The 20,912-nt window shown below is 40.4% G+C and carries 21 protein-coding genes; 7 read left to right on the top strand and 14 right to left on the bottom strand.

Annotated features, from left to right (window positions below; translation table 11 throughout):
• Window positions 1–52 precede the first annotated feature (52 nt).
• Window positions 53–793 carry a bis(5'-nucleosyl)-tetraphosphatase PrpE gene (gene prpE, locus ACQYAD_RS07135; protein WP_430236688.1) on the top strand — a complete coding sequence of 247 codons (741 nt, stop codon included), beginning with the start codon at window positions 53–55 and terminating at the stop codon, window positions 791–793.
• A 107-nt stretch (window positions 794–900) separates the two neighbouring features.
• Here the strand turns inward: prpE and ACQYAD_RS07140 are convergent, their stop codons facing one another.
• Genes ACQYAD_RS07140 through ACQYAD_RS07155 form a run of 4 tightly spaced genes read right to left on the bottom strand, consistent with a single transcriptional unit; the run spans window position 901 to window position 3,694 of the window.
• Entirely contained in the window at window positions 901–1,794 is an 894-nt protein-coding gene (locus ACQYAD_RS07140; RefSeq protein ID WP_430236690.1) for an RluA family pseudouridine synthase, read from the bottom strand.
• 36 nt (window positions 1,795–1,830) lie between these two features.
• A complete protein-coding gene (locus tag ACQYAD_RS07145) occupies window positions 1,831–2,631 on the bottom strand; it encodes an NAD kinase (protein WP_430236691.1) in 801 nt (266 codons plus the stop codon).
• A gap of 45 nt (window positions 2,632–2,676) precedes the next feature.
• Window positions 2,677–3,315 (bottom strand): GTP pyrophosphokinase, encoded by a 639-nt coding sequence (locus tag ACQYAD_RS07150; RefSeq protein ID WP_430236693.1) that lies wholly within the window; start codon window positions 3,313–3,315, stop codon window positions 2,677–2,679.
• 34 nt (window positions 3,316–3,349) lie between these two features.
• A complete protein-coding gene (locus ACQYAD_RS07155; RefSeq protein WP_430236694.1) occupies window positions 3,350–3,694 on the bottom strand; it encodes a hypothetical protein in 345 nt (114 codons plus the stop codon).
• A 1,428-nt stretch (window positions 3,695–5,122) separates the two neighbouring features.
• On the opposite strand from ACQYAD_RS07155, the gene ACQYAD_RS07160 reads away from it, so the two are divergent.
• The 5 genes from ACQYAD_RS07160 (at window position 5,123) to ACQYAD_RS07180 (ending at window position 8,008) form a co-directional block, all read left to right on the top strand.
• Window positions 5,123–5,707 carry a CYTH domain-containing protein gene (locus ACQYAD_RS07160; RefSeq protein WP_430236695.1) on the top strand — a complete coding sequence of 195 codons (585 nt, stop codon included), beginning with the start codon at window positions 5,123–5,125 and terminating at the stop codon, window positions 5,705–5,707.
• Window positions 5,708–5,721: 14 nt separating this feature from the next.
• Window positions 5,722–6,342 (top strand): lytic transglycosylase domain-containing protein, encoded by a 621-nt coding sequence (locus tag ACQYAD_RS07165; RefSeq protein ID WP_430236696.1) that lies wholly within the window; start codon window positions 5,722–5,724, stop codon window positions 6,340–6,342.
• A 137-nt stretch (window positions 6,343–6,479) separates the two neighbouring features.
• Window positions 6,480–6,671 carry a hypothetical protein gene (locus ACQYAD_RS07170; protein ID WP_430236697.1) on the top strand — a complete coding sequence of 64 codons (192 nt, stop codon included), beginning with the start codon at window positions 6,480–6,482 and terminating at the stop codon, window positions 6,669–6,671.
• Window positions 6,668–7,537 carry a ClpXP adapter SpxH family protein gene (locus tag ACQYAD_RS07175; RefSeq protein WP_430236698.1) on the top strand — a complete coding sequence of 290 codons (870 nt, stop codon included), beginning with the start codon at window positions 6,668–6,670 and terminating at the stop codon, window positions 7,535–7,537. Before ACQYAD_RS07170 ends, ACQYAD_RS07175 begins: the two co-directional genes overlap by 4 nt.
• Window positions 7,538–7,834: 297 nt before the next feature.
• On the top strand, window positions 7,835–8,008 hold the full coding sequence (locus ACQYAD_RS07180) for a hypothetical protein (RefSeq protein WP_430236700.1): 174 nt from the start codon (window positions 7,835–7,837) through the stop codon (window positions 8,006–8,008).
• Between the two features lie 30 nt (window positions 8,009–8,038).
• Here the strand turns inward: ACQYAD_RS07180 and pepF are convergent, their stop codons facing one another.
• The 5 genes from pepF to spxA all read right to left on the bottom strand — a co-directional run bounded on the left by pepF (window position 8,039) and on the right by spxA (window position 14,310).
• A complete protein-coding gene (gene pepF, locus ACQYAD_RS07185) occupies window positions 8,039–9,856 on the bottom strand; it encodes an oligoendopeptidase F (RefSeq protein ID WP_430236701.1) in 1,818 nt (605 codons plus the stop codon).
• Between the two features lie 180 nt (window positions 9,857–10,036).
• Window positions 10,037–11,212: a competence protein CoiA gene (locus ACQYAD_RS07190; RefSeq protein ID WP_430236703.1), complete on the bottom strand. Its 1,176-nt coding sequence runs from the start codon at window positions 11,210–11,212 to the stop codon at window positions 10,037–10,039.
• Window positions 11,213–11,316: 104 nt separating this feature from the next.
• On the bottom strand, window positions 11,317–12,828 hold the full coding sequence (gene cls, locus ACQYAD_RS07195) for a cardiolipin synthase (RefSeq protein ID WP_430237228.1): 1,512 nt from the start codon (window positions 12,826–12,828) through the stop codon (window positions 11,317–11,319).
• 110 nt (window positions 12,829–12,938) lie between these two features.
• The gene (gene mecA / locus ACQYAD_RS07200; protein WP_430236704.1) at window positions 12,939–13,610 is read right to left on the bottom strand and encodes an adaptor protein MecA; all 672 of its coding nucleotides are present in this window, start codon (window positions 13,608–13,610) and stop codon (window positions 12,939–12,941) included.
• Window positions 13,611–13,914: 304 nt separating this feature from the next.
• Window positions 13,915–14,310, bottom strand: a complete 396-nt coding sequence (gene spxA / locus ACQYAD_RS07205; RefSeq protein ID WP_430236705.1) for a transcriptional regulator SpxA — start codon at window positions 14,308–14,310, stop codon at window positions 13,915–13,917.
• A gap of 534 nt (window positions 14,311–14,844) precedes the next feature.
• Here spxA and ACQYAD_RS07210 point away from each other — a divergent pair.
• Complete coding sequence (locus tag ACQYAD_RS07210) at window positions 14,845–15,030, top strand: hypothetical protein (RefSeq protein WP_430236706.1); 186 nt, start codon at window positions 14,845–14,847, stop codon at window positions 15,028–15,030.
• 33 nt (window positions 15,031–15,063) lie between these two features.
• Here ACQYAD_RS07210 and ACQYAD_RS07215 read toward each other — a convergent pair whose 3' ends face one another.
• The 5 genes from ACQYAD_RS07215 to ACQYAD_RS07235 form a co-directional block, all read right to left on the bottom strand.
• The gene (locus tag ACQYAD_RS07215) at window positions 15,064–15,999 is read right to left on the bottom strand and encodes an ABC transporter ATP-binding protein (RefSeq protein ID WP_430236707.1); all 936 of its coding nucleotides are present in this window, start codon (window positions 15,997–15,999) and stop codon (window positions 15,064–15,066) included.
• A complete protein-coding gene (locus tag ACQYAD_RS07220; RefSeq protein ID WP_430236709.1) occupies window positions 16,000–17,043 on the bottom strand; it encodes an ABC transporter ATP-binding protein in 1,044 nt (347 codons plus the stop codon).
• A 17-nt stretch (window positions 17,044–17,060) separates the two neighbouring features.
• On the bottom strand, window positions 17,061–18,086 hold the full coding sequence (opp3C, locus tag ACQYAD_RS07225; RefSeq protein ID WP_430236710.1) for an oligopeptide ABC transporter permease: 1,026 nt from the start codon (window positions 18,084–18,086) through the stop codon (window positions 17,061–17,063).
• Window positions 18,087–19,016, bottom strand: coding sequence for an oligopeptide ABC transporter permease (opp3b, locus tag ACQYAD_RS07230; RefSeq protein ID WP_430236712.1), 930 nt, complete (start codon window positions 19,014–19,016; stop codon window positions 18,087–18,089).
• A gap of 140 nt (window positions 19,017–19,156) precedes the next feature.
• Window positions 19,157–20,839 (bottom strand): peptide ABC transporter substrate-binding protein, encoded by a 1,683-nt coding sequence (locus ACQYAD_RS07235; protein WP_430236713.1) that lies wholly within the window; start codon window positions 20,837–20,839, stop codon window positions 19,157–19,159.
• Window positions 20,840–20,912 lie beyond the last annotated feature (73 nt).

A 20,912-nucleotide genomic window follows, 5' to 3' on the forward strand; every position in this document is an offset into this window, starting at 1 on the left:
CCGAAATGCAGTGAAATTTTATTACGGAAAAATTTCAATAGGAGGTTTACAGTTGAACATTGATATCATCGGAGATATACACGGCTGTTTGCCGGAATTTCAACAATTAACGCAGAAACTTGGGTATAGCTGGGAAACGGGCATTCCGCTCCATCCAGAGAATCGGGTGCTCGGCTTTGTTGGCGATCTTACGGACCGCGGCCCGGAATCACTGAAAACAGTCGAAATTGTCTGGAGGCTCGTCATTGAGCAAAAAAAGGCTTTTTACACACCTGGAAATCATTGCAACAAATTCTATCGATTCCTGATTGGTAATAAAGTGCAAGTGACCCATGGGTTAGAAACTACTGTAGCTGAATTTGAAGCTCTTGGCAAGCAAAAACAACCAAAAATCCGCCAGCAATTCATTGAACTGTATGAAGGTGCTCCGCTTTACCTTGTTCTTGACAATGAAAAACTGATTATCGCCCATGCCGGAATCAAAGAAGAGTATATTGGCTTGGCAAACAATAAAGTCAAAACCTTTGTCCTATATGGAGATATTACCGGGAAAAAAAATCCGGACGGAACTCCCGTGAGAAGAGACTGGGCCAAAAACTATCGCGGCAAAGCAACCATTGTTTACGGCCATACGCCAGTAACAGACGCAAGGATTATCAACAACACATACAACATCGATACAGGTGCCGTTTTTGGCGGCAAACTCACTGCTCTCCGTTATCCGGAAAAAGAGGTTGTCTCAATTTCTTCTACTATGCCATATATTGCCGATAAATTTAAGGAATATGCATGACTTTTTAAGGTATAAGTGCCCGTAGCGTTACGGCGTTTGCGTGATAAAACAGGGTGGTTTCATTTTTACTTCTCAGGTAAATGAAATGGACAAAAAGCTGACCGTCCTTATTCTGCGGTCAGCTTTTTCATGTCTTCGGGGAGCGGAATGGTAAATTTCATTTGCTTATTCAAAAAAGGATGCCAAAAAGCGAGCTGTTTGCAATGGAGCGCCTGCCGCTTGATCCTTTCCGTACTTCCGCCATATAAATCATCGCCAAGAAGCGGGTGGCCAATAGATAACATATGTACGCGGATTTGGTGCGTCCGCCCTGTTTCAAGCCGCAATTCCAAATGGGAGTAATCTTCTGCTCTTGCAAGCACTTTAAAGTGGGTGCAGGCATATTGGCCATCTTCCCGCACTTCCCGTTCAATAATGCTTTCAGCTTTTCTGCCAATTGGCTGTTCAATCGTTCCGCGCTCAGCTGCCACTTTGCCGCTTACAAATGCTTCGTAACCCCTTTTTACGCCCCCATTTTGCTGGGCCCTGCTGAACAAATGATGGACATGGCGGTGCTTGGCAATTAAAACAAGCCCGGAAGTATTGCGGTCAAGCCTTGTGACAATATGGGCAGTGGCCTCAATTCCACTTTTTTCATAATACCCAATAAGAGCATTCGCGAGGCTTCCTGCAGGATGTTCTCTTGACGGAATTGTATTCATGCCCGGAGGTTTGTTGATCACAAGAACAAATTCATCTTCATAAACAATATCTAGAGGGATTTCCTCACCAGCTACACCATCGCTTTTTGTTTCTGGCGGAAAAATAATTTCCAGGAAGTCTTCTTGCTGCAGGCGATAACGGACATTCACTTCCGCCTTATTCACGAGAATCTTGCCGCCTTTGAACTTTATATCTGTCAATGCCGAACGGGAAATATCCTTCTCCTTCGCAAAATCCCTTACTAGCTTTCCTGTATCTGTCGGTTCAATCAACCAGTTTAGTCGAAATTGTAAAGCCATCTTTTACCTCAATCCATTTTTCTCTACATGATTTTTCTAATCAGAGTCGGAAATAAAAGAATCATGCACCCGCTTCCAAAAAGGAAACGGTCTGAACCGTGCAAAACGAATCTTTTCCTCCGGCACTCTAAATTGAATCGACTTCACATCTTTATGTAGAAGGGTCAGATGATCAACCGTCACTTGGAAATCCGCCCGATTTACCGGTTTCAGCATACATGTATGGTGGGCGGGCAAGATCAGCGGAGAACCGACCGTTCGGAACACCCGATTGTTAATCGACGCCATTTCTGCCACCTGGATCGCAGCCAGCGAAGGATGGATGATTGCGCCGCCAAGTGCTTTATTGTAAGCTGTGCTTCCAGATGGTGTTGAGACACATAGACCATCGCCGCGAAAACGTTCAAAATGTTCACCGCGGATTTCCACATCCATAACAAGAGTCCCTTCCACACTTTTGACTGTTGATTCATTTAAAGCAAGGTACCGTGATTCTTTCCCCCCGTGCTGATAGCGGATAATAACCTCAACGAGCGGATACTCCACCGTCTGATAAGGTGTTTTCGCAATGGCAATCACCAGTTTTTCAATTTCTTCCGGCGTCCAATCTGCATAAAAGCCGAGATGCCCAGTATGGATACCAACAAATGCCGTCCGGTCCAAACGGCTGCTGTAGCGGTGAAAGGCATACAATAACGTTCCATCGCCGCCGACAGAAACGACAATGTCGGGCTGATCCTCATCATAGATAAGATCGAAATCGAGCAAATATGTCCTCATTTTATGCATTAACGTGTTCGATTTTTGATCTCCTTTTGATGTAATGGCAAACTTCATCTTTTTCGCTCCTTTTTCCCCAAATTTGCTTTTACCAATGCACCGTTATTTTTTTGTCTCTTGCTTCTGCTCTTTATTCCGGGTGAAAAAGGCTTGCGCTTCTTGAATTTCTCCGCGGATTAGCGACATTTCCTCATCCAGGAGAAATGCTGCCTCTGCCGCACGCTTCAATCGCATCTGAATATCGGATGGAAAAGCGCCCTTATATTTATAATTAAGCGAATGTTCAATCGTTGCCCAGAAATTCATTGCCAGCGTACGAATTTGAATTTCTGCTAAAATCTTTTTCTCCCCGTGAATGGTTTGAACAGGATAGCGGATCACCACATGGTACGATCTGTAGCCGCTGGATTTTTTATGAGAAATATAGTCCCGCTCTTCGACAACCTCAAAGTCGTTACGATTCCGTAAAAGATTGACTACCATATGGATATCATCCACAAATTGACACATCATCCTTAACCCGGCAATATCCTGCATTTCCATTTCCAACCGGTCGAGCGGAATCCCTTTTTGATTGGCTTTATCGAGAATGCTCGCAATCGGTTTAACTCTGCCTGTCACAAATTCAATAGGAGAATGGGAAGAATCCAATTCAAATTGGCCCCTCATCCCTTTTAATTTCACCTTTAGTTCTTCAACCGCCTGTTTATAGGGCGCTAGAAACTGATCCCAATGTTTCATCCACTACACCTCAAGCCAATTTTCGGATCTAAACTTAAAACAATTTTTCGACTTTCTCCACCATTTCCTCCCCGTAGTTTCCATTCCCCTTAATATTGCTAATCAAATAAGCAAATTCGGCTTGGAACCCGGTTAATTCGACTTGTTCTTCCCCATATGTAAGGAAAACAGGGAGATTTCCTTCCATTGTCTCTTTTAAAACCGGCCAAACATGTTCAGGAATCAATATATATGTATAAGTTGTCTCTTCATTCTCCATTAAATAAACAAAGGAAAAATGGTCGGAATCCACTAGCATACGGCCTGTTGGTTTTAAAGAGGTAATCGGTTCGTTTGCAATAAGTTGCACCTGATCATTGTTTCGTTTTGCTGAATTCATTGTAAGTCTTTTATTCATTCGTTGTGCCGGGGAATGCTGATTTCAAAATCAACTAGCCCCTTACTCCTTTCGTCATTAAAACAGTCATTTATTGCCTTTCTTATTTTATCATAATCAGGCATTTCTCCCAAGGATTGCGTTTCTGGCGAATTAGACTAAGAAAAACCGGGCACAAACCGCCCGGTCCTTTTTAGTTTGGCGGATAAACGGGGTCTGTTGATTTCCGCTCCAGGCACTCGCTTTCCGGGTGGCAGAACGCCTGAGCCTCCTCGTCGCTAACGCTCCTCGAAAATGCATCCGCATTTCCTTCGTGCGATGTTATTTCTAGGAAGCTTATTCAATGTCCTGCGGGGTCTCGCCTGTAACGCTAATCCCCCAGGAGTCGGCGCCTTCCGCTCCAATCAACAGAGTGCCATAAACGAATGAACCCTAGGATTCGAAGCGATCATTTGCTAGAGAACATCAGCTCGTTTGTACTCCTTTGCGGAACACTTTTTTCCTTATTCGAATTGCTTTTGGCAATGATGAAATAAGCAATCATCCCTTGTGCTCTCAGTAACATAAGCACTTTGACCAGGCCATCGGGTTCTTACCAGTCTGAGCCTTTATTCCTTGGCTCCAATTTCTCTTTCGATTCTCGTCACTTGATAACTGTAATACCAAGAAGGAAGGCGTCAACCGTACTTACAAAGGTTGCGAAGGATTTGCCCCTATTTTTACATATCTTATGTTGGTCAAGTACTGTTAATGGCTGAGGAGGTTCCGTTGAAAAAAAGTGTTTCACAGAAGAAGTAAGACCGTTTTACAAAATGGTGAAGCATGCAAGATTGAAATCGTTGAAGTTGAAAAACATAGACCTCATTTAAGACATTCACGCAAGTATATCTCACATTTTTAACCTAAACCATGCATGTGAATAGCCTGAAAAGACCTGATACATGCCTATTTGGCAAACCAAAAAATTTATTATCGTAGAAATTTGACAAAGAAACGCTATCATTTTACTTATGGTCGATTCCGCTCACATTTTGGATTGGAGCGGAAGGCGGCGAAGACTCCTCGAAAATGCTATCGCATTTCCTTCGTGCGTTGATGATTCAAGAAGCTTATTCAATGTCCAGCGGGAGTACGGGGCAGGGGAGACCCCGCAGGCGCCAAAAGCGCTGAGGAGGCTCCCCGGCACGCCCGCGGAAAGCGAAGCCGCCTGGAGCGGAAATCAAACAGTCAACCATGAAACACCCTACTAATGGAATAAATTCCTTGCATGTTACTTTTCATGTCACAGATTCATGATTTTGGTCAAAAAGATTCGTTTCAGAATATTGGAATACATGTCTTACTCTTCAGGCAATCGTTAAAAAGGGGCAACATATAAATTCTGATATTATAAAATAAACAAGAACATGCATGAAGGAAGGATTGAGTTTATTGCAAAATTTGGAGATTGAATTTAAAAATATGCTGACAAAAGAGGAATATGAGCGGCTGTTTGAATTTTTCAAGCTGGAAGAAGATGCGATTTTCACCCAAGAAAATCATTATTTTGATACGGCAGATTTTCAGTTGAAGAGAAATGGTGCGGCCTTAAGGATTCGGGAAAAAAATGGACAGTACGAACTGACACTGAAACAACCGTACAAGGAAGGTTTGTTGGAAACAAATGAGCTGCTTTCAGTCCAAGAAGCCCAACAGGCTATAAGCCGCAATATACTGCCAAGCGGAACCGTTCAGCAGCTTATTGAAAAAATGGGTATTCCTTTTTCAATACTTGAATATTTTGGTTCTCTTGTTACAAAACGGGCGGAAATAAAGGATTCGAACGGATTGTTGGTATTGGACTACAGTACCTATTTAAATACAGAAGATTATGAGTTAGAATACGAAGTAGAGAATGTAAAGCAAGGACAAGCATTTTTCCACAAATTCCTTGCCAAACACGGCATTCCTGTTCGGGAAACAAAAAACAAGGTTCGTCGTTTTTACGAAAGAAAATATTCAATGATGAATTTATAAGGGGAAACTGTTTTATGAAAATCGATAACTTGAAAGCAATGCTCGAACTGAAGGCTGTCCAAAATTTCAGCAATTCCGCATCCGATTCTTCTTCATTGTTCCAAGATCTTTTAAATGAGGTACTTGCGGAAAATGGCAATTCAACTTTTGCCCATCCAAAAACCGTTGAGCAATCAAAGCCTTCCGAATCAGTATCTGTTTCTTTCAATCTTCCTTCATTGCCGCCTTTATCCATGTTAACATCAAGTGGAAGCACGAACGAAAGCGTTGACGCCCTAATCTCTCAAGCGGCTCAAACATATGGTGTTCCAGCAAAATTGATTCAAGCGGTTATTCAGCACGAATCGAATTTCAACCCAAAAGCCGTTAGCCTTACCGGTGCTTCAGGGTTAATGCAACTGATGCCGCAAACAGCAAGATCGCTTGGGGTAAACGATCCCTTTGATCCCGAGCAAAATATTTTTGCTGGTACAAAGTACTTAAAACAACTGCTCGACAAATATGAAGGAAATGTGAATTTGGCACTGGCCGCATATAATGCCGGACCGGGAAATGTGGACAAATACGGGGGCATTCCTCCTTTTAAAGAAACGGTTAAGTATGTAAGAAACATAACAAATTCCTACTTTGGATAAAACTTCCGACCCTCTGTCATTATGAACAGAGGGTTTTTTTGTGAACACTACTAAATGAGTGAAGCTATTTATTTGAGATATAAAAACGGCATAGGGTAAAATAAGACGTACAGAACCCGAAAAAGGAGTTAACCAACATGATCGAGAAAAAAATGACACCATTTGAGGCGATTGGCGAAAAAACATTGCATCGTCTTGTTGATACTTTTTACGGCTTGGTTGGGCAACATCCTGATCTCGATGAATTATATTCCCGGCTGGTTTTAAAAGCCCAGCATATGATTAACACGCCTGATTATGAAGTGCAGCAGCCAGGTGAGATGCAGTGAATGGACAAGAGCATGGTTTTTTAGCCCATCATTGCCATGGCAGTGAAAAAAAGCCCATCGAAATTTACATTTTCATCGATCCAATCTGTCCGGAGTGTTGGGCATTGGAACCAATAGTAAAAAAATTACAGGTGGAATACGGACGATACTTTTCCTTAAAACATGTATTGAGCGGTAAATTGGCAAATTTAAATATCAACAAAAAGCAAAAGTTTGAAAACATTAAAGAATTGTGGGAAAAAACGGCGAGCCGCTCAGGGATGTCGTGCGATGGGGATCTTTGGCTTGAAAATCCGGTGGCGGCTCCTTATATTGCTTCCATTGCGATCAAAGCAGCCGAATTGCAAGGCAGAAAAGCAGGCATCCGTTTTTTGCGCAAGCTGCAAGAAATGCTTTTTTTAGAAAAGAAAGATGTAACCGATCTAGATGTCCTGAAACAATGTGCCAACGATGCCGGGCTTGACGTGCAGGAGTTTTTGTCAGATGTACATTCAGAAGGCGCAGCAAAAGCGCTGCAATGTGATTTGAAAATTACGGTTGAAATGGAAGTGCAAGAAATTCCTACGCTTGTTTTCTTTAATGAAAATGCTGAGGAAGAAGGAATTAAAATTGCTGGTGCATACCCTTATGAAATTTACGTTCAAATTTTAGAAGAGATGCTTACGGAAGAACCCAGTCAATCGCCTCCGCCTCCTCTTGAGGTGTTTATGAAGGTTTTTCGGCTTGTAGCCTCCCAGGAAATTGCCGTAGTATATAATATGTCCATTACCCAAGTGGAACGAGAAATGAAAAAACTGTTGTTAAAACAAAAAGTAGAGCAAATACCCGCGAAATATGGAACTTTTTGGAAATATATTGAAAGCTAAAGACCGATCCAATTTACGGATACGGCCTTTTTTATGAGGATTATAAAAGGAAAAAGGCTTTACAGCAACTAGCTGTAAAGCCTTTTTCTATAAATACGAACAAAGGGGATGGGAGAAATTTTTCACGGTCAAACAAAGGGGTATATGTTTGTTGTGATCAACTTCACGTATAAAATATAACACGTAATTTCGGATATTGACAATAAGTTTGTGCCAGATTTCACAATATTGTCAAAATCATAGAATAAAAAAATAGCCATAAATATAGTAGTGAATAATCAGTAAGGTGGGGGTTTTTTGAATAAGCTACTGTTCGTTGGGTTGCTGCTGCTTATGGTTGTGTCTTTTTTTCTTCATTTACTGGCCTTACTTAGGATCTTCCCGTTTATGATTAGCATCCCATTGTTGTTTATCTCTTTCCTGCTCTTTTTCGCTGCACTAAATGACCGGAAGAGATTTAAAGGGTTTTAAGGATGGCAGCGAGCTGCCATCCTTTTGTTTCTATGAAAGCAAGTTTTCCAGTTCGTTGAGCTTTTCTTCAAACACTTTGCAGGCATTCGCAATCGGTTCGGAGCTTGTCATATCGACACCTGCCCGTTTTAGCACTTCAATCGGGTAATCCGAGCTGCCGGCGCTTAAATAGTCAATATACCGTTTGACAGCCGATTCCCCTTCTTCAAGAATTTGCTTGCTTAAAGCTGTTGCCGCACTAAAGCCTGTCGCATATTGATACACATAGTAATTGTAATAAAAATGTGGAATTCTTGACCATTCCAAACCAATTTCTTCATCAATCACAATATCTTCTTCACCAAAATATTTTTTATTTAACTGATAGTATTCATTCGTGAATAGCTCAGCCGTTAATGCCTCATTGTTTTGCGCTTTTTGGTGAATCAAATGCTCAAACTCGGCAAACATGGTCTGGCGGAAAACCGTTCCCCTAAACCCTTCCAAATAGTGATTCAAAAGATAAATCCGCTTCTGTTCATCACCAATTGTTTTTAGCAAATAATCATTTAGCAACGCTTCATTGCACGTTGAAGCAACTTCGGCAACAAAAATGGAATAATCTCCATATGGATATGGCTGCGTTTTTCTTGTATAGTAACTGTGGACAGAATGGCCGAGTTCATGGGCAAGTGTAAACAAGTTGTTCACATTGTCCTGCCAGTTTAACAAAATATACGGATTGGTGCCATAAGCACCCGATGAATAAGCGCCGCTTCTTTTTCCTTTATTTTCATGAACATCAATCCACCGATTTTCAAATGCTTCTTTTAACACCTTGGTATAGTCTTCGCCCATTGGCGCCAGCCCTTTTAAAACGATTTCCTTTGCTTCTTCATACGGAATTTCCATTTTGACATCTTTGACAAGTGGTGTGTATAAATCATACATATGAAGTTCATCAAGACCCAGCACTTTCTTGCGCAACTTCACATAGCGATGCAATAACGGCAAATGGTCATTTACCGTATTGACAAGATTATCGTAGACGCTTTCTGGAATTTTGTTGGCGGCCAAGGCAGCCTGTCTAGCAGAATCATATTTTCTTACCCGCGCATTAAAATTATTTTTTTTCACATTGCCGCTAAGAGTGCTGGCAAATGTATTACGATACTGTCCATATGTGTCATAAACCGCTTTAAACGCATCATGGCGAACGCGCTGATCGGCACTCTCAAGAAATCTTGTATAGCGGCCATGTGTGACTTCTACTTCGTTTCCATTCTCATCTTTAATGGAAGGAAACTGCAAGTCGGCATTGTTTAACATCCCGAAAGTAGTGCTCGATGCGTTCATGACCTCACCAGCCTGGGCCAACAGGGCTTCCGCTTCAGCCGAAAGGACGTGAGGACGCTGCAAATTGATTTCTTCTAGTGCATGTGCGTATAACTTCAGTTCCTTGTTTTCATTTAAAAATCCAGCTAACTTGCCTTCATCAATCGAAAGGATCTCCGGGACAATAAACGCAAGCTGACTGGCTGCTTGCGAATAGAGATTTTTCATCCGGTCATCCAATCCCTGGTAAAAAGAATTGGTTGTATCCTGATCATATCTCATATGGGCATACGTATATAACTTGCCGATCCGTTCAAGCAGACGGTCTTCATATTGAAGAACCTCGTACAATTTCTCAGCACTTTCCCCGAGCTTGCCCTGAAACTCCTGTATCCCGGGGATTTGGTTTTTAACATCCTGGAATTCCTTTTCCCATTCCTCATCACTTGAAAAAATATCTTCCAGTTTCCATGTATCTTCAACTGGGATTTCCCTTCTTGCGGGGAGCATTTTGACTGCTGATTCATTTGCCATCTTGTTTCTGCCTCCTAACCAAAATTTCGAAATACGAAAAGAGTAACGTCCTATTCTTCTCCATACCCTTGCGTTTTTCCTTCCATTCCACCCTATTTTATGCTAATCCATTCGGTATCATTTATCCACTCTCAAGATTCCATAATTTTAACATTGCAAATATCCATTCTCAAGATTCCATTATTTTAACATTGCAAAATTTTTGGAGATTGCTTCTTTTTCACTGTTCGTTTTTGGAATAACTAAAGGAGTTTCAACGCGAAAATAACCATTCTGAAGCGGTGTGATCCTGCCTAGTTTTTCGAGCATGTGCAAATATTCCTTCACTGCCTCTAGCGCATAATCGCTGGTGACCTGCGGGGTAATCCGAACCATGATTTGTCCCGACGCAACTCTTTTCAAAAACGACGATTTTATTTCATCAGGTGAAATCCACTCTCCCGGATTCTTATGGAACAGGACATCGAGGTAAAAATACGTTTGCCAAACAAATGGAAGGGTTTGAATAAGTTGGCCATGTGGAATCGGAAGCCCGATTTCAACCGGGAGCAGAAAAGGGTTTAAACGGTTGATGTACAATTCCTCAAAAAAATTCTTTTGCTCTTTTCCAGGATGCATACACCAATTCGATTGATGCAAATCTGCTCTTGTTTTCCACAAACTTGAATTTACTACCGGCAGAATGACGGGATTGATGATTGATTGCACACTTGATTGCTTTAATGGAAACTCAGCTTTTTTTACAAGAGCGTATTTTGTTGTGTAAGGAAAAATGGAAGAAAGGACAATGAAGCGGCTGTGTTCTGGTGAAAAAAAGGGAAGGAACATGTGGCGATCTGCATTTTCCCGTAAAAATAAATAATGAAAGCTGTTCAAGCTGACGGCTCCCGGCTGACTTTCCTTCAGATGGTTCCCGCCAACAATCCAAAGTGGCATGTAGCCTTTTTGCAAATACAGATTTGTTCTTTTCGTGAAGTTTTTTTCCGGGAGAGAGGAGCACTGGTATTCCAGCGCGAATTTTTGGCCATTGACTTGAAAAGCAATATCCGGCCGCTGTTTAATATCTTTGTCATAGTACTCCAGCACCGCATCAATCTTTTGTTTTTTTAACCAACGGTAAAGCTGCAGTTTTCCATCCATATGATACTCGGTTTCATTTTCGTAAAATTCCCGGCATGCTCCGCCGCTTCTGTGGGCAAAATGAAAAATTTTCTGTTCACCAAGTTTGAGATACACCTTTTCGCCGCAGATCGGACAAAAAAATTCTTCTTTGCTTCGAAAATAGAGCAATGTTTCTTTTTTATAAGGATAACCTAAGCTGATTCGTTTCCCGGCTTTTGTCAACGCCGATAACATTTTATCACCACCTCTATTTCTACAATTCGCTGTTCAACCGGAAAATCCTTTTTTTTATGAAAAAACCATTCCGAAAAAGGAATGGTTTCAAAAAAAGTTCATTATTACAGCAGTGGTGATAGAAGCCGCGACATGGACTCCAAAAAGCGAAAGCCAAGATGTCTTTTGTTAAATGTTTCGCTGTCTAGCGCTACGCTTGTTTCAAGATCCTTAATATATTCTGCGACGAGCTTTTGCGTGCTTTTCGTCCGAAACAAAAAGGCATTGACTTCAAAATTCAAATGGAAGCTGCGCATATCCATATTGGAAGTCCCAATTGAGGCTAACTCGTGATCAACAATAATTATTTTGCTGTGCATGAACCCAAGCTGATACTCATATACTTTGACACCGGCTTCTAAAAGCTCGGGAAAATAAGAACGGGATGCGTGGAACACAATACGCTTATCCGGCCGGTTTGGGACAAGCAGCCGTACATCGATTCCACTAAGTGCAGCGACCTTAATCGCCGACAAGATATCCTCATCCGGGATGAAATAGGGGGATGCAATCCAAACCGATTCCTTTGCCGAGGTGATCATCGAAAAAAAGATATTTTTGATCACGCTCCATTCATTGTCAGGCCCTCCGGCAATTAACTGAACACCGCCATGGCTTTTGTTGCCAAGCTGGGGTGATAAATACTCAGCGGTCAAAAAACTATGGTTGGTCATATAGTACCAATCTTGGAGAAAAATTAACTGCAAGGTACGAACGGCTTCTCCCCTTAACATTAAATGCGTATCTCGCCAAAAACCAAAACTCTTATCCTTACCCAAATATTCATCGCCAATGTTCAGTCCGCCTACAAAGCCAATATTTCCATCAATCACGATAATTTTGCGATGGTTGCGAAAGTTAAATTTGTTATTTAAAAAAGGAAGTTTTACCGGCCCGAATGGCACAGCTTCAACCCCAGCATTCCTTAATTCAGCAATATACTTCTTTGAAAGCTGCCACGAGCCAACCGCATCGTATAAAAACCGGACTTTTACACCTTCTTTCGCTTTTCGAATTAAGATGTCTTTAATCTTCTGACCGATATGGTCGTGACGCACAATGTAGTATTCCAAATGTATATGATGTCTTGCCCGCTTTAATTGACGAATAATATGAGAAAACGTTTCAGTTCCATTTGTGAGAGTTTTCGTTGCCGTATCAAATGAAATCGGACTGTTGCCAAGCTTTTGCGCCAATTGGAACAGCCGGCTTTGATGATCCCCCATCTGCTGAATTTTTTCCTCGCTGCGCGGATCGCTCTCCCCTTCAACGGTTAAGAATGCCTGCTTATCAAGAAAATATTTTTTGCGAAACATTTTTTCTTTTCGGTAACTTCTACCGAACAAAAGGTAAAAAATAAATCCAACCAGTGGAAAACTTCCCAACACAATCAGCCATGTCAATGTTTGCGTCGGATGGCGATTCTCAAAGAAAATCACAAATCCAATAAAAATGACGGACAATGTAATCAATAGACTTAGAAAGCCAAACACTCCTCCTTCCAACCGATCTTTAAAAATAAACAAAAAAGCCGTTAAAACAAGTAAGAAAAGAAAGATTTTTACTGTGTTCTTCAGAATTCATCACCTGCCAGTCCATTCCTTTACCCAACTATTTTCGTCGCTATGCAGAGCATTTTGCCTTAATTGCAAAAAATACCGATTTCAGCTAGGAAATCGGTAAAAAATTAAGTAAAATATTTGCTGATTTCAGTAAAGACATTTTCCGAAAGAATTTCTTTCCCATACTCTTGAAGCCGGTGGATCGTAACGGGTGTCTCATTTCCAAATTCGGACAGAATGCTTAAAATATCGTCGATTTCTTCCTCATCAATCGAATCTTCCGGGAACTCAACATATAAATAATATCTGCCTTCAAAATGATACAGTTTCGCATCCAGATTCTCAAGCCCCGGCTGTTTCGATAACATGATCAGATCCTCAAAATCTTGAAATACAAGGAGGAAATCTAATGATTCATCATCACCGCTTAAAAGATAATCATCCTCATTCTGAAAAGAAGCATGTTGATCCAAAAGATCTACAATATTCGCGTCACCCGGTAAATCTGAAAATTTTTCCGGCGGTATCGGCAATTCAAATTTTTGCCCGTCTTTTGTCAACTGTGCCTTTGTTACTAAAATCTCAAGCCCCTTTTCTAAAGCTTGAACTTGGATCCACAGCGGTCCTTCTACTGCAAACTCTTCTTCTTGATGAACTTCATCCATCATTTCCCAAAAAAGTTCTTCGCTTCGCTCGCGGTTGTACCATATTTCCTCACGGTCAAAGCCTCGTTCTTCTATATCACCATATGAAATGTAAAACTTCACAGTATTCTCGTTGATTCGTTCGATATCCATCGTTAACTCTCCCTTCCGTTTCCAGATTGAAGGGACAAAATACCCCCAAAACAGATAGTGCTGAGTATTACCATTTACCCAACACGAGCATTTCTTTCAAAACAAAAAAGAATATACTCTTGTACTTATATTTTATGACAAAAGGAGCAATAAGGGAAATAAAATATAACAAAAATTGAAAAACTGTTATTTCGCCCATAAGCAAAAGTTCACATTTAGATTCTTTTAATAATATCAAACAGAATCTTATGGCGCAAGTGTTAAAATAAAAAAGAAGGCCTTCCATATGAAGACCTTCTACGGCTTAATTGACCATGCGCTGTGCTTCGCGCAGTTGGAATGTACGAACTTTTCTAGGCAAAAATCTGCGAATCTCATCTTCATTGTATCCGACCTGCAGCCGTTTTTCATCGATAATAATCGGGCGGCGAAGAAGCCCTGGATTTGACTTGATTAATTCAAACAGATTTTGCAACGGCATGGTTTCAAGGTTAACGTCTAGTTTTTGGAACGTCTTTGATCTAGTTGAAATAATTTCATCTGTTCCATCCTCTGTCATCCGGAGAATTTCTTTTATTTCATCAATGGTTAACGGTTCAGAGAAAATATTTCTTTCTTTGTATGGAATTTCGTGCTCTTCGAGCCATGTTTTAGCTTTGCGACATGATGTACAACTTGGTGAAGTGTATAAAGTTACCATTTGTTCCCACACTCCTTCAAAATTAGTTCTGAATCTATAAATGGAACGTATGTGCAATTGAATTGGACTTACTCTAAATTAAAATAACTATAAATAAGTAATTTATATCATTTATTATACACCACTGCATCCTAAAAAGGTATCCTTTTTGAAAAATAATCAACTATTTCTTTCGTTAATTAGACGAAAAATATTTACAAAAGTCTCACATTTCCCTTAAAAAAACCCTTGATTTTTACATTGTTTCATGAATTAACATGATAACATTCGTTTTTATGTGATTTTTATTGTCCACATTTCCTTTTCATTTTATTTCATTTCTTTTTACCCTTACATTATACCTTTAAAACCTTAAAATTTTATTAATTTTTTATTCTCATTTACAAAATGAAAATTGAAAACGCATTCACTCTTTTGGGGTATTGCTGTTTTTTCCGCATTTTGCCCTTTCCATATGAAAAAAATTCTTTTAGAATAGAAAGAGAGGAAATGAAATTGGTATTGAGTATCGAGAAAAGCAGGAAGGTGATTAGATTGGCTGGATACATAACCGATTTACTGATCGTTGCATTATTGATTGTTGGTCTTACTGCATTAATGGGTGTTATCGCAAACGGAATTGGAGAAAAAGTGTTTGGCGGAAAAAAACGTTCTGAATATGTGATGCAATCCGAGCATTTTCAAACCGGTTGGAAAAAAGTTGGCGGTAACAGAAAGTAAAAACGATCTCAAGTTGAGATCGTTTTTTTATGCTCAGTATTTTCCTTTGTATTCCTTATATTCTTTTTCAGAACAGAGAACAAAATGGCCTTTCGTGATTTCTCTAAACTCCAACTGTTCTCCTTCTGCATAATGATGAACACTAGGGTTATAAGATTTCCGTTCGCGCGTCCTCTCCGAAATCGGATCCGGTAAAGGGATTGCCGATAGCAATGACTGGGTATACGGGTGAATCGGATTCCTATACAATTCATCCGCGGGAGCCAGTTCCACTAGTTTGCCGAAATACATAACGCCAATTCGATCACTGATGTATTTCACCATCGAAAGATCGTGGGCAATAAACAAATACGTCAACCCTTTTTCCTTTTGCAAATGCTTCATTAGGTTAACGACTTGCGCCTGAATCGATACGTCCAGAGCGGAGATCGGCTCATCAGCAATGATAAACTCCGGCTCAACAGCAAGGGCGCGGGCAATGCCGATCCGCTGCCGCTGACCGCCGCTGAATTCATGCGGGTAACGATTGGCGTGCTCCCTGTTTAAGCCGACTGTTTCAAGCAGCTCATACACCCTCTCCATCCGCTCTTTCTTCGACTTAGCCAACCCGTGAATATCAATACCCTCGGCGATGATATCCGCAACCTTTAACCTAGGATTCAACGAGGCATAAGGATCCTGAAAAATCATCTGCATTTTTCGATTAAAGTCTTTTAACTGGGCATGATTTTTTTTGCCATGAACATTTACACCATTAAACAATACTTCTCCATCCGTTGCATTATATAAACGGATAATGGTCCGGCCTGTGGTTGATTTGCCACATCCAGACTCACCGACAAGTCCAAGCGTTTCCCCTTTGTAAATATCAAAGGAGATTCCGTCAACAGCCCTTACTTCATTAGGCCTTCCAACATTAAAATACTGTTTGAGATTTTTAATTTCAAGCAGTTTCTCAGCCTGTGACAATTAGTTCCCCTCCTTTTTACCAGGGAATTGGCTTTGACGCCGTTTTACAGCGTCAGGCGGCTCCACTTTCGGTGCATCGGGATGCAAAAGCCAAGTAGCAGCATAATGAGTATCCGAAACTTTGAACATTGGCGGCTCCTGCTCTAAATCGATTTTTAAAACATATGGATTTCTTGGTGCGAACGGATCTCCCTTCGGAGGATCCAAAAGATCCGGTGGTGTTCCCGGAATCGAAAAAAGTTCCTCATCGCGGGTATCCAGACTAGGCATTGAGCTGATTAATCCCCATGTATATGGATGTTTTGGATTATAAAAAATTTCATCTGCCGTACCAATTTCAACAATTTTACCGCCATACATAACCGCAACGCGGTCTGCGACATTTGCCACAACACCCAGGTCGTGCGTGATAAAAATGATCGAAGTATCAATCTTCTTCTGTAAATCTTTCATTAATTCAAGAATTTGCGCCTGGATCGTAACATCAAGCGCCGTTGTCGGCTCGTCCGCAATAAGAACTTTCGGATTGCAGGCCAATGCAATCGCAATGACGACCCTTTGCCTCATACCCCCGGAAAATTGATGCGGGTATTGATCAACACGCAATTCCGGTTTAGGTATCCCAACAAGTTTCAACAATTCAACTGCTCTCTCTTTGGCCGCAGACTTGCTCATTTTTTGATGTTTAATTAAAGGTTCCATAATCTGAACTCCGATTTTCATCGTCGGGTTTAATGAAGTCATTGGATCTTGGAAGATCATCGAAATATCATGACCACGGATTTTTTGCATTTGCTTATCCGAAAGCTTCGTAAGATCTTGATTATTAAATAAGATTTCACCGTTTTTAATTTCGGAATTGTTCTCAGGAAGTAGACGCATAATGGATTTTGTGGTAACAGATTTTCCAGAACCTGATTCGCCAACGATCGCCAATGTTTCCCCTTTATATAAATCAAAGCTGATTCCTCGAATCGCCTTCACTTCGCCCGCAAATGTATGGAAAGATATATTTAAATCTTTTACTTGTAATATTTTTTCCACTGCCGTTCACCTGCCTTCTAATCACGCATTTTTGGATCAAGGGCATCCCGTAATCCATCTGCAACTAAATTGAAGCATATCATGATTAATGCAATCATAATCGAAGGCGTAATCATTTGATATGGATATGCACGCATTGATTTGTAGCCCTCGTTTACTAAAGTTCCTAATGAAGCATTGGGTTCTTGCAGCCCTAATCCGATAAAACTTAAAAACGCTTCAAAGAAAATCGCACTTGGTATTGAAAACATCGTATTAATAATGATAATACCAAACATATTCGGAATCATATGCTTAAAAATTATCGAAATATTGCTCGCCCCTAATGTTTTAGCAGCTAAGACAAATTCCTGATTTTTATACTTTAAAACTTGGGCACGAACCACACGCGCCATACTCGTCCAACTGGTAATAGTGATGGCAATAATGATTGGGATAATACCCGGTTTTAATACGAGAATCATTAAGACGACAACGATCAGGTTCGGAATTCCAATAATGATTTCCATAATTCGCTGCATAACACTATCCACTTTGCCGCCGACGTATCCGGAAACAGCTCCGTAGGTAACACCGATCACCATATCTACTAATGCTGCCATGAAGGCGATGAACAGAGATACTTGTGTTCCTTTCCAAGTACGGGCAAAAATATCACGCCCCAGTTCATCCGTTCCAAACCAATAATACTCTTTCACATGACGAACTTCGTAGGCATTATAAGTTATGCCGGCCTTATTGGTTAAAGTGCCGTCAAACGGAAGCCAATGAATGTTTTCCAAACCCTGTACCCGTGGTGGCAAGTCATGATTATCAGTATTTTGGTAATCATATTTATATGGTGAAAGTAATGGACCAATAAACGCAAGAATAAGTAAAAGAACAATAACCACTAAGCTGATGACTGCTCCTTTATTTTTACGAACCCGCAGCCAGGAATCCTGCCAAAAGTTTAGACTTGGCTTGGCAATGGTCTCACTTTTGGATGGATCAATTTGGGCGGGTACAAACATATCCTTTGAAATTTCTTCTTTATTAAGCATTTACCCTTTCCCCCCCTGAATACGAATGCGCGGGTCAATAATTCCATAAAGAATATCCACAACCAAGATAATAGCGACAAATAATGCCGCAAACAAAATGGAAGTTCCCATAATAACCGGATAGTCATTTACCATGATCGATTGCACAAATTGATTCCCGATACCAGGAATTCCAAAAATATTTTCGATAACGAGCGAACCCGTCATTAGACTTACTGCTAACGGTCCCATTACGGTAATGACCGGAATTAATGCATTTCTTAGTGCATGTTTAAAACTTATTTGCCAATAGCTTGCGCCTTTAGCTTTTGCAAGAGTTATATAATCCGATCCCAACACTTCCACCATCTCTGTCCTCATAAAACGGGCGGCAATGGAAATCGGGAACATTGCCAAAGCAATGGTTGGCAGAATGGTATAGGCAGGACCTTTCCAAAACATTACTGGTAGCCATCCTAGTTTCACCGCAATATAGTATTGCAATAGGCCGGCAAAAACAAAGCTTGGAATGGATTTTCCAATAACAGCAATAAACGTAGCGCCATAATCAACCCAACTATTTTGTTTTAGGGCAGCCAAAACTCCTAAAAGGATACCGAGCACTGCCCCAACAATCATCGCCTGGGCGCCAAGTATCGCCGATGGAGCAAGTCGTTGCGCAATAAGTTCAGTTACCGGGGTATTATTAAACTGAAAGGAGACACCCAAATCGCCTTTTACCATGTTCATTATATAGTGAGCATATTGAACAGGCACAGGCTGATCAAATCCATACTTTTCCAATAAAATGTGGCGCTGGGTCTCTGAAAGTTTTTCCCAGCTATTAAAAGGAGTTCCTGGAATTAACTTCATGAGGAAAAAGGTTACAGATACAACTATGAATAACGTAATAATCATATAGACAATCCGCTGGAGGATATATTTTACCATGTCGACACCTCTTAATTCACAAAATGTTAGACACTTTTCGACAATTCTGTTACAGGTAAAAAGAGAGTATAACTTAATATACTCTCTTTTTATTTGATTATAAACACCTTTTATTTGTTATTTTTAACAAATAATACCTCTTATTTATAAACTTTAATATATTCGAAACTAAAGTCAGAATACGGATTGTGTTGCAGGCCTTTTACTTTCGGATTTACTAAAAGGTTTACAGAACGCTGATATAGTGGTGCCAATGCTGCATCATCTTCCAACAAAATTTTCTCAGCATCTTGCAAAGCTTTCCATCGCTCATCCGGTTTAGCAGCCAAAGTCGTTTGAGCATCTTTAACTAACTTATCATATTTTGCATCGCTGTAGCTCATGTGGTTTTGGCCTCCACCTGTTAAGAACAGATCCATGAAGGTCATTGGGTCAGAGTAGTCTGGTCCCCATCCAGCATGCAATAAATCATATTCTTGTTTATCTTCACGATCGATACGGATTTTGAAAGGAACACTTTGAATATTAACCGTTAAACCAGGAAGAGTTTTCTCTAATTGGTCTTTAATGAATGCATCCTCTTTCTTAGCTGTTTCAGTATCTTGACCAACCATAGTAAACGTTACATTTGTTTTGCCTACTTCTTTCAAACCTTGTTCCCAAAGTTTTTTAGCTTTTGCCTTATCAGTCTTCAAATAGTTTCCGGCATCAGAACGGAAGTCTTTGCCATTATTAAACGCAAACTCTTTTGGTACAATGAAGTTAGCAGGGATCGAACCGTTTGACAATACGTTGTTCGTATATGCTTTCTTATCAATTGCTAATGCAATTGCTTTACGTACATTAACGTTTTTCAAAACAGGATTATTTTCGTTCATCTTTAACCACCACATCGATGGCTCGAGATATTGTACTAAATCTTTAGTGCCTTGATACTGCGAAATGATTGCTGATGAAGCAAGTCTTCCAGTAATATCAGCTTGTTTAGCTTCATATGCGTTTACAGCAGCTTGTGGATCTTTTACAACGTTAAAATTAGCTTTTTCCAATGTAACATTCTTTGCATTCCAATAATCAGCATTCTTTTCTAACGTCCATTGAGCAGCTGATGTTCCGTCCCATTTAGTTAATTTAAATGGACCGCTGTAAAGCAAGTGAGCAGCATCTTTTGCATAATCAGCACCTTGTGATTCCACATACTTTTTATTTTGCGGATAGAATGCTGTAAATGTTAATAATGAATCAATATATGGAAGCGGTCTTTCTAATGTGATTTCCAATGTATAATCGTCTATTGCTTTAACACCCAGAGAAGAAACCGGTGCTTTTCCTTCACTGATTGCAGTTGCATTTTTGATTTTATCTGACATCATATATGGACCATATGGTGATGCCGTTTTAGGATCAATCGCACGCTGCCATGCAAAAACGTAATCATTTGCGGTAACAGGATCTCCGTTAGACCATTTGACATTCTTTTTCAAACTAATGGTCAATACTGTTTTATCAGCGTTATATTTCGGCATTCCAGCAGCATCATCAGGAATTGCCTTAGTACCCGTCTGATCCAAGCGATATAAACCAGCAGTTGTTTGAGCAAGTATCTCACTGCCTAACACATCCTGGTTCATTACGCTGTCCAAAGTTGGAATTTCAGCCGTTTCCAGAACATTAATGACTTGTTTTTCGGCAAGCTGTGGAGTAGTACCCTTTGTATCCTTGCTTGTATCTTTGTTCGTGCCTGATCCGCCAGAACAAGCACTCAAAAATATACTTGCAGCAAGTGTTGATACAACTAATAATGAAAATTTTGACTTTTTCAAGTATGTAGACCTCCCTTTTCTATTTTCTGAAAAATTCTACAATGCTAATTATACATTTCCAGAAAAACTTTGT

It is taken from the genome of Neobacillus sp. SM06 (assembly GCF_050496765.1).
GTDB lineage: Bacteria > Bacillota > Bacilli > Bacillales > Cytobacillaceae > JAEVLT01.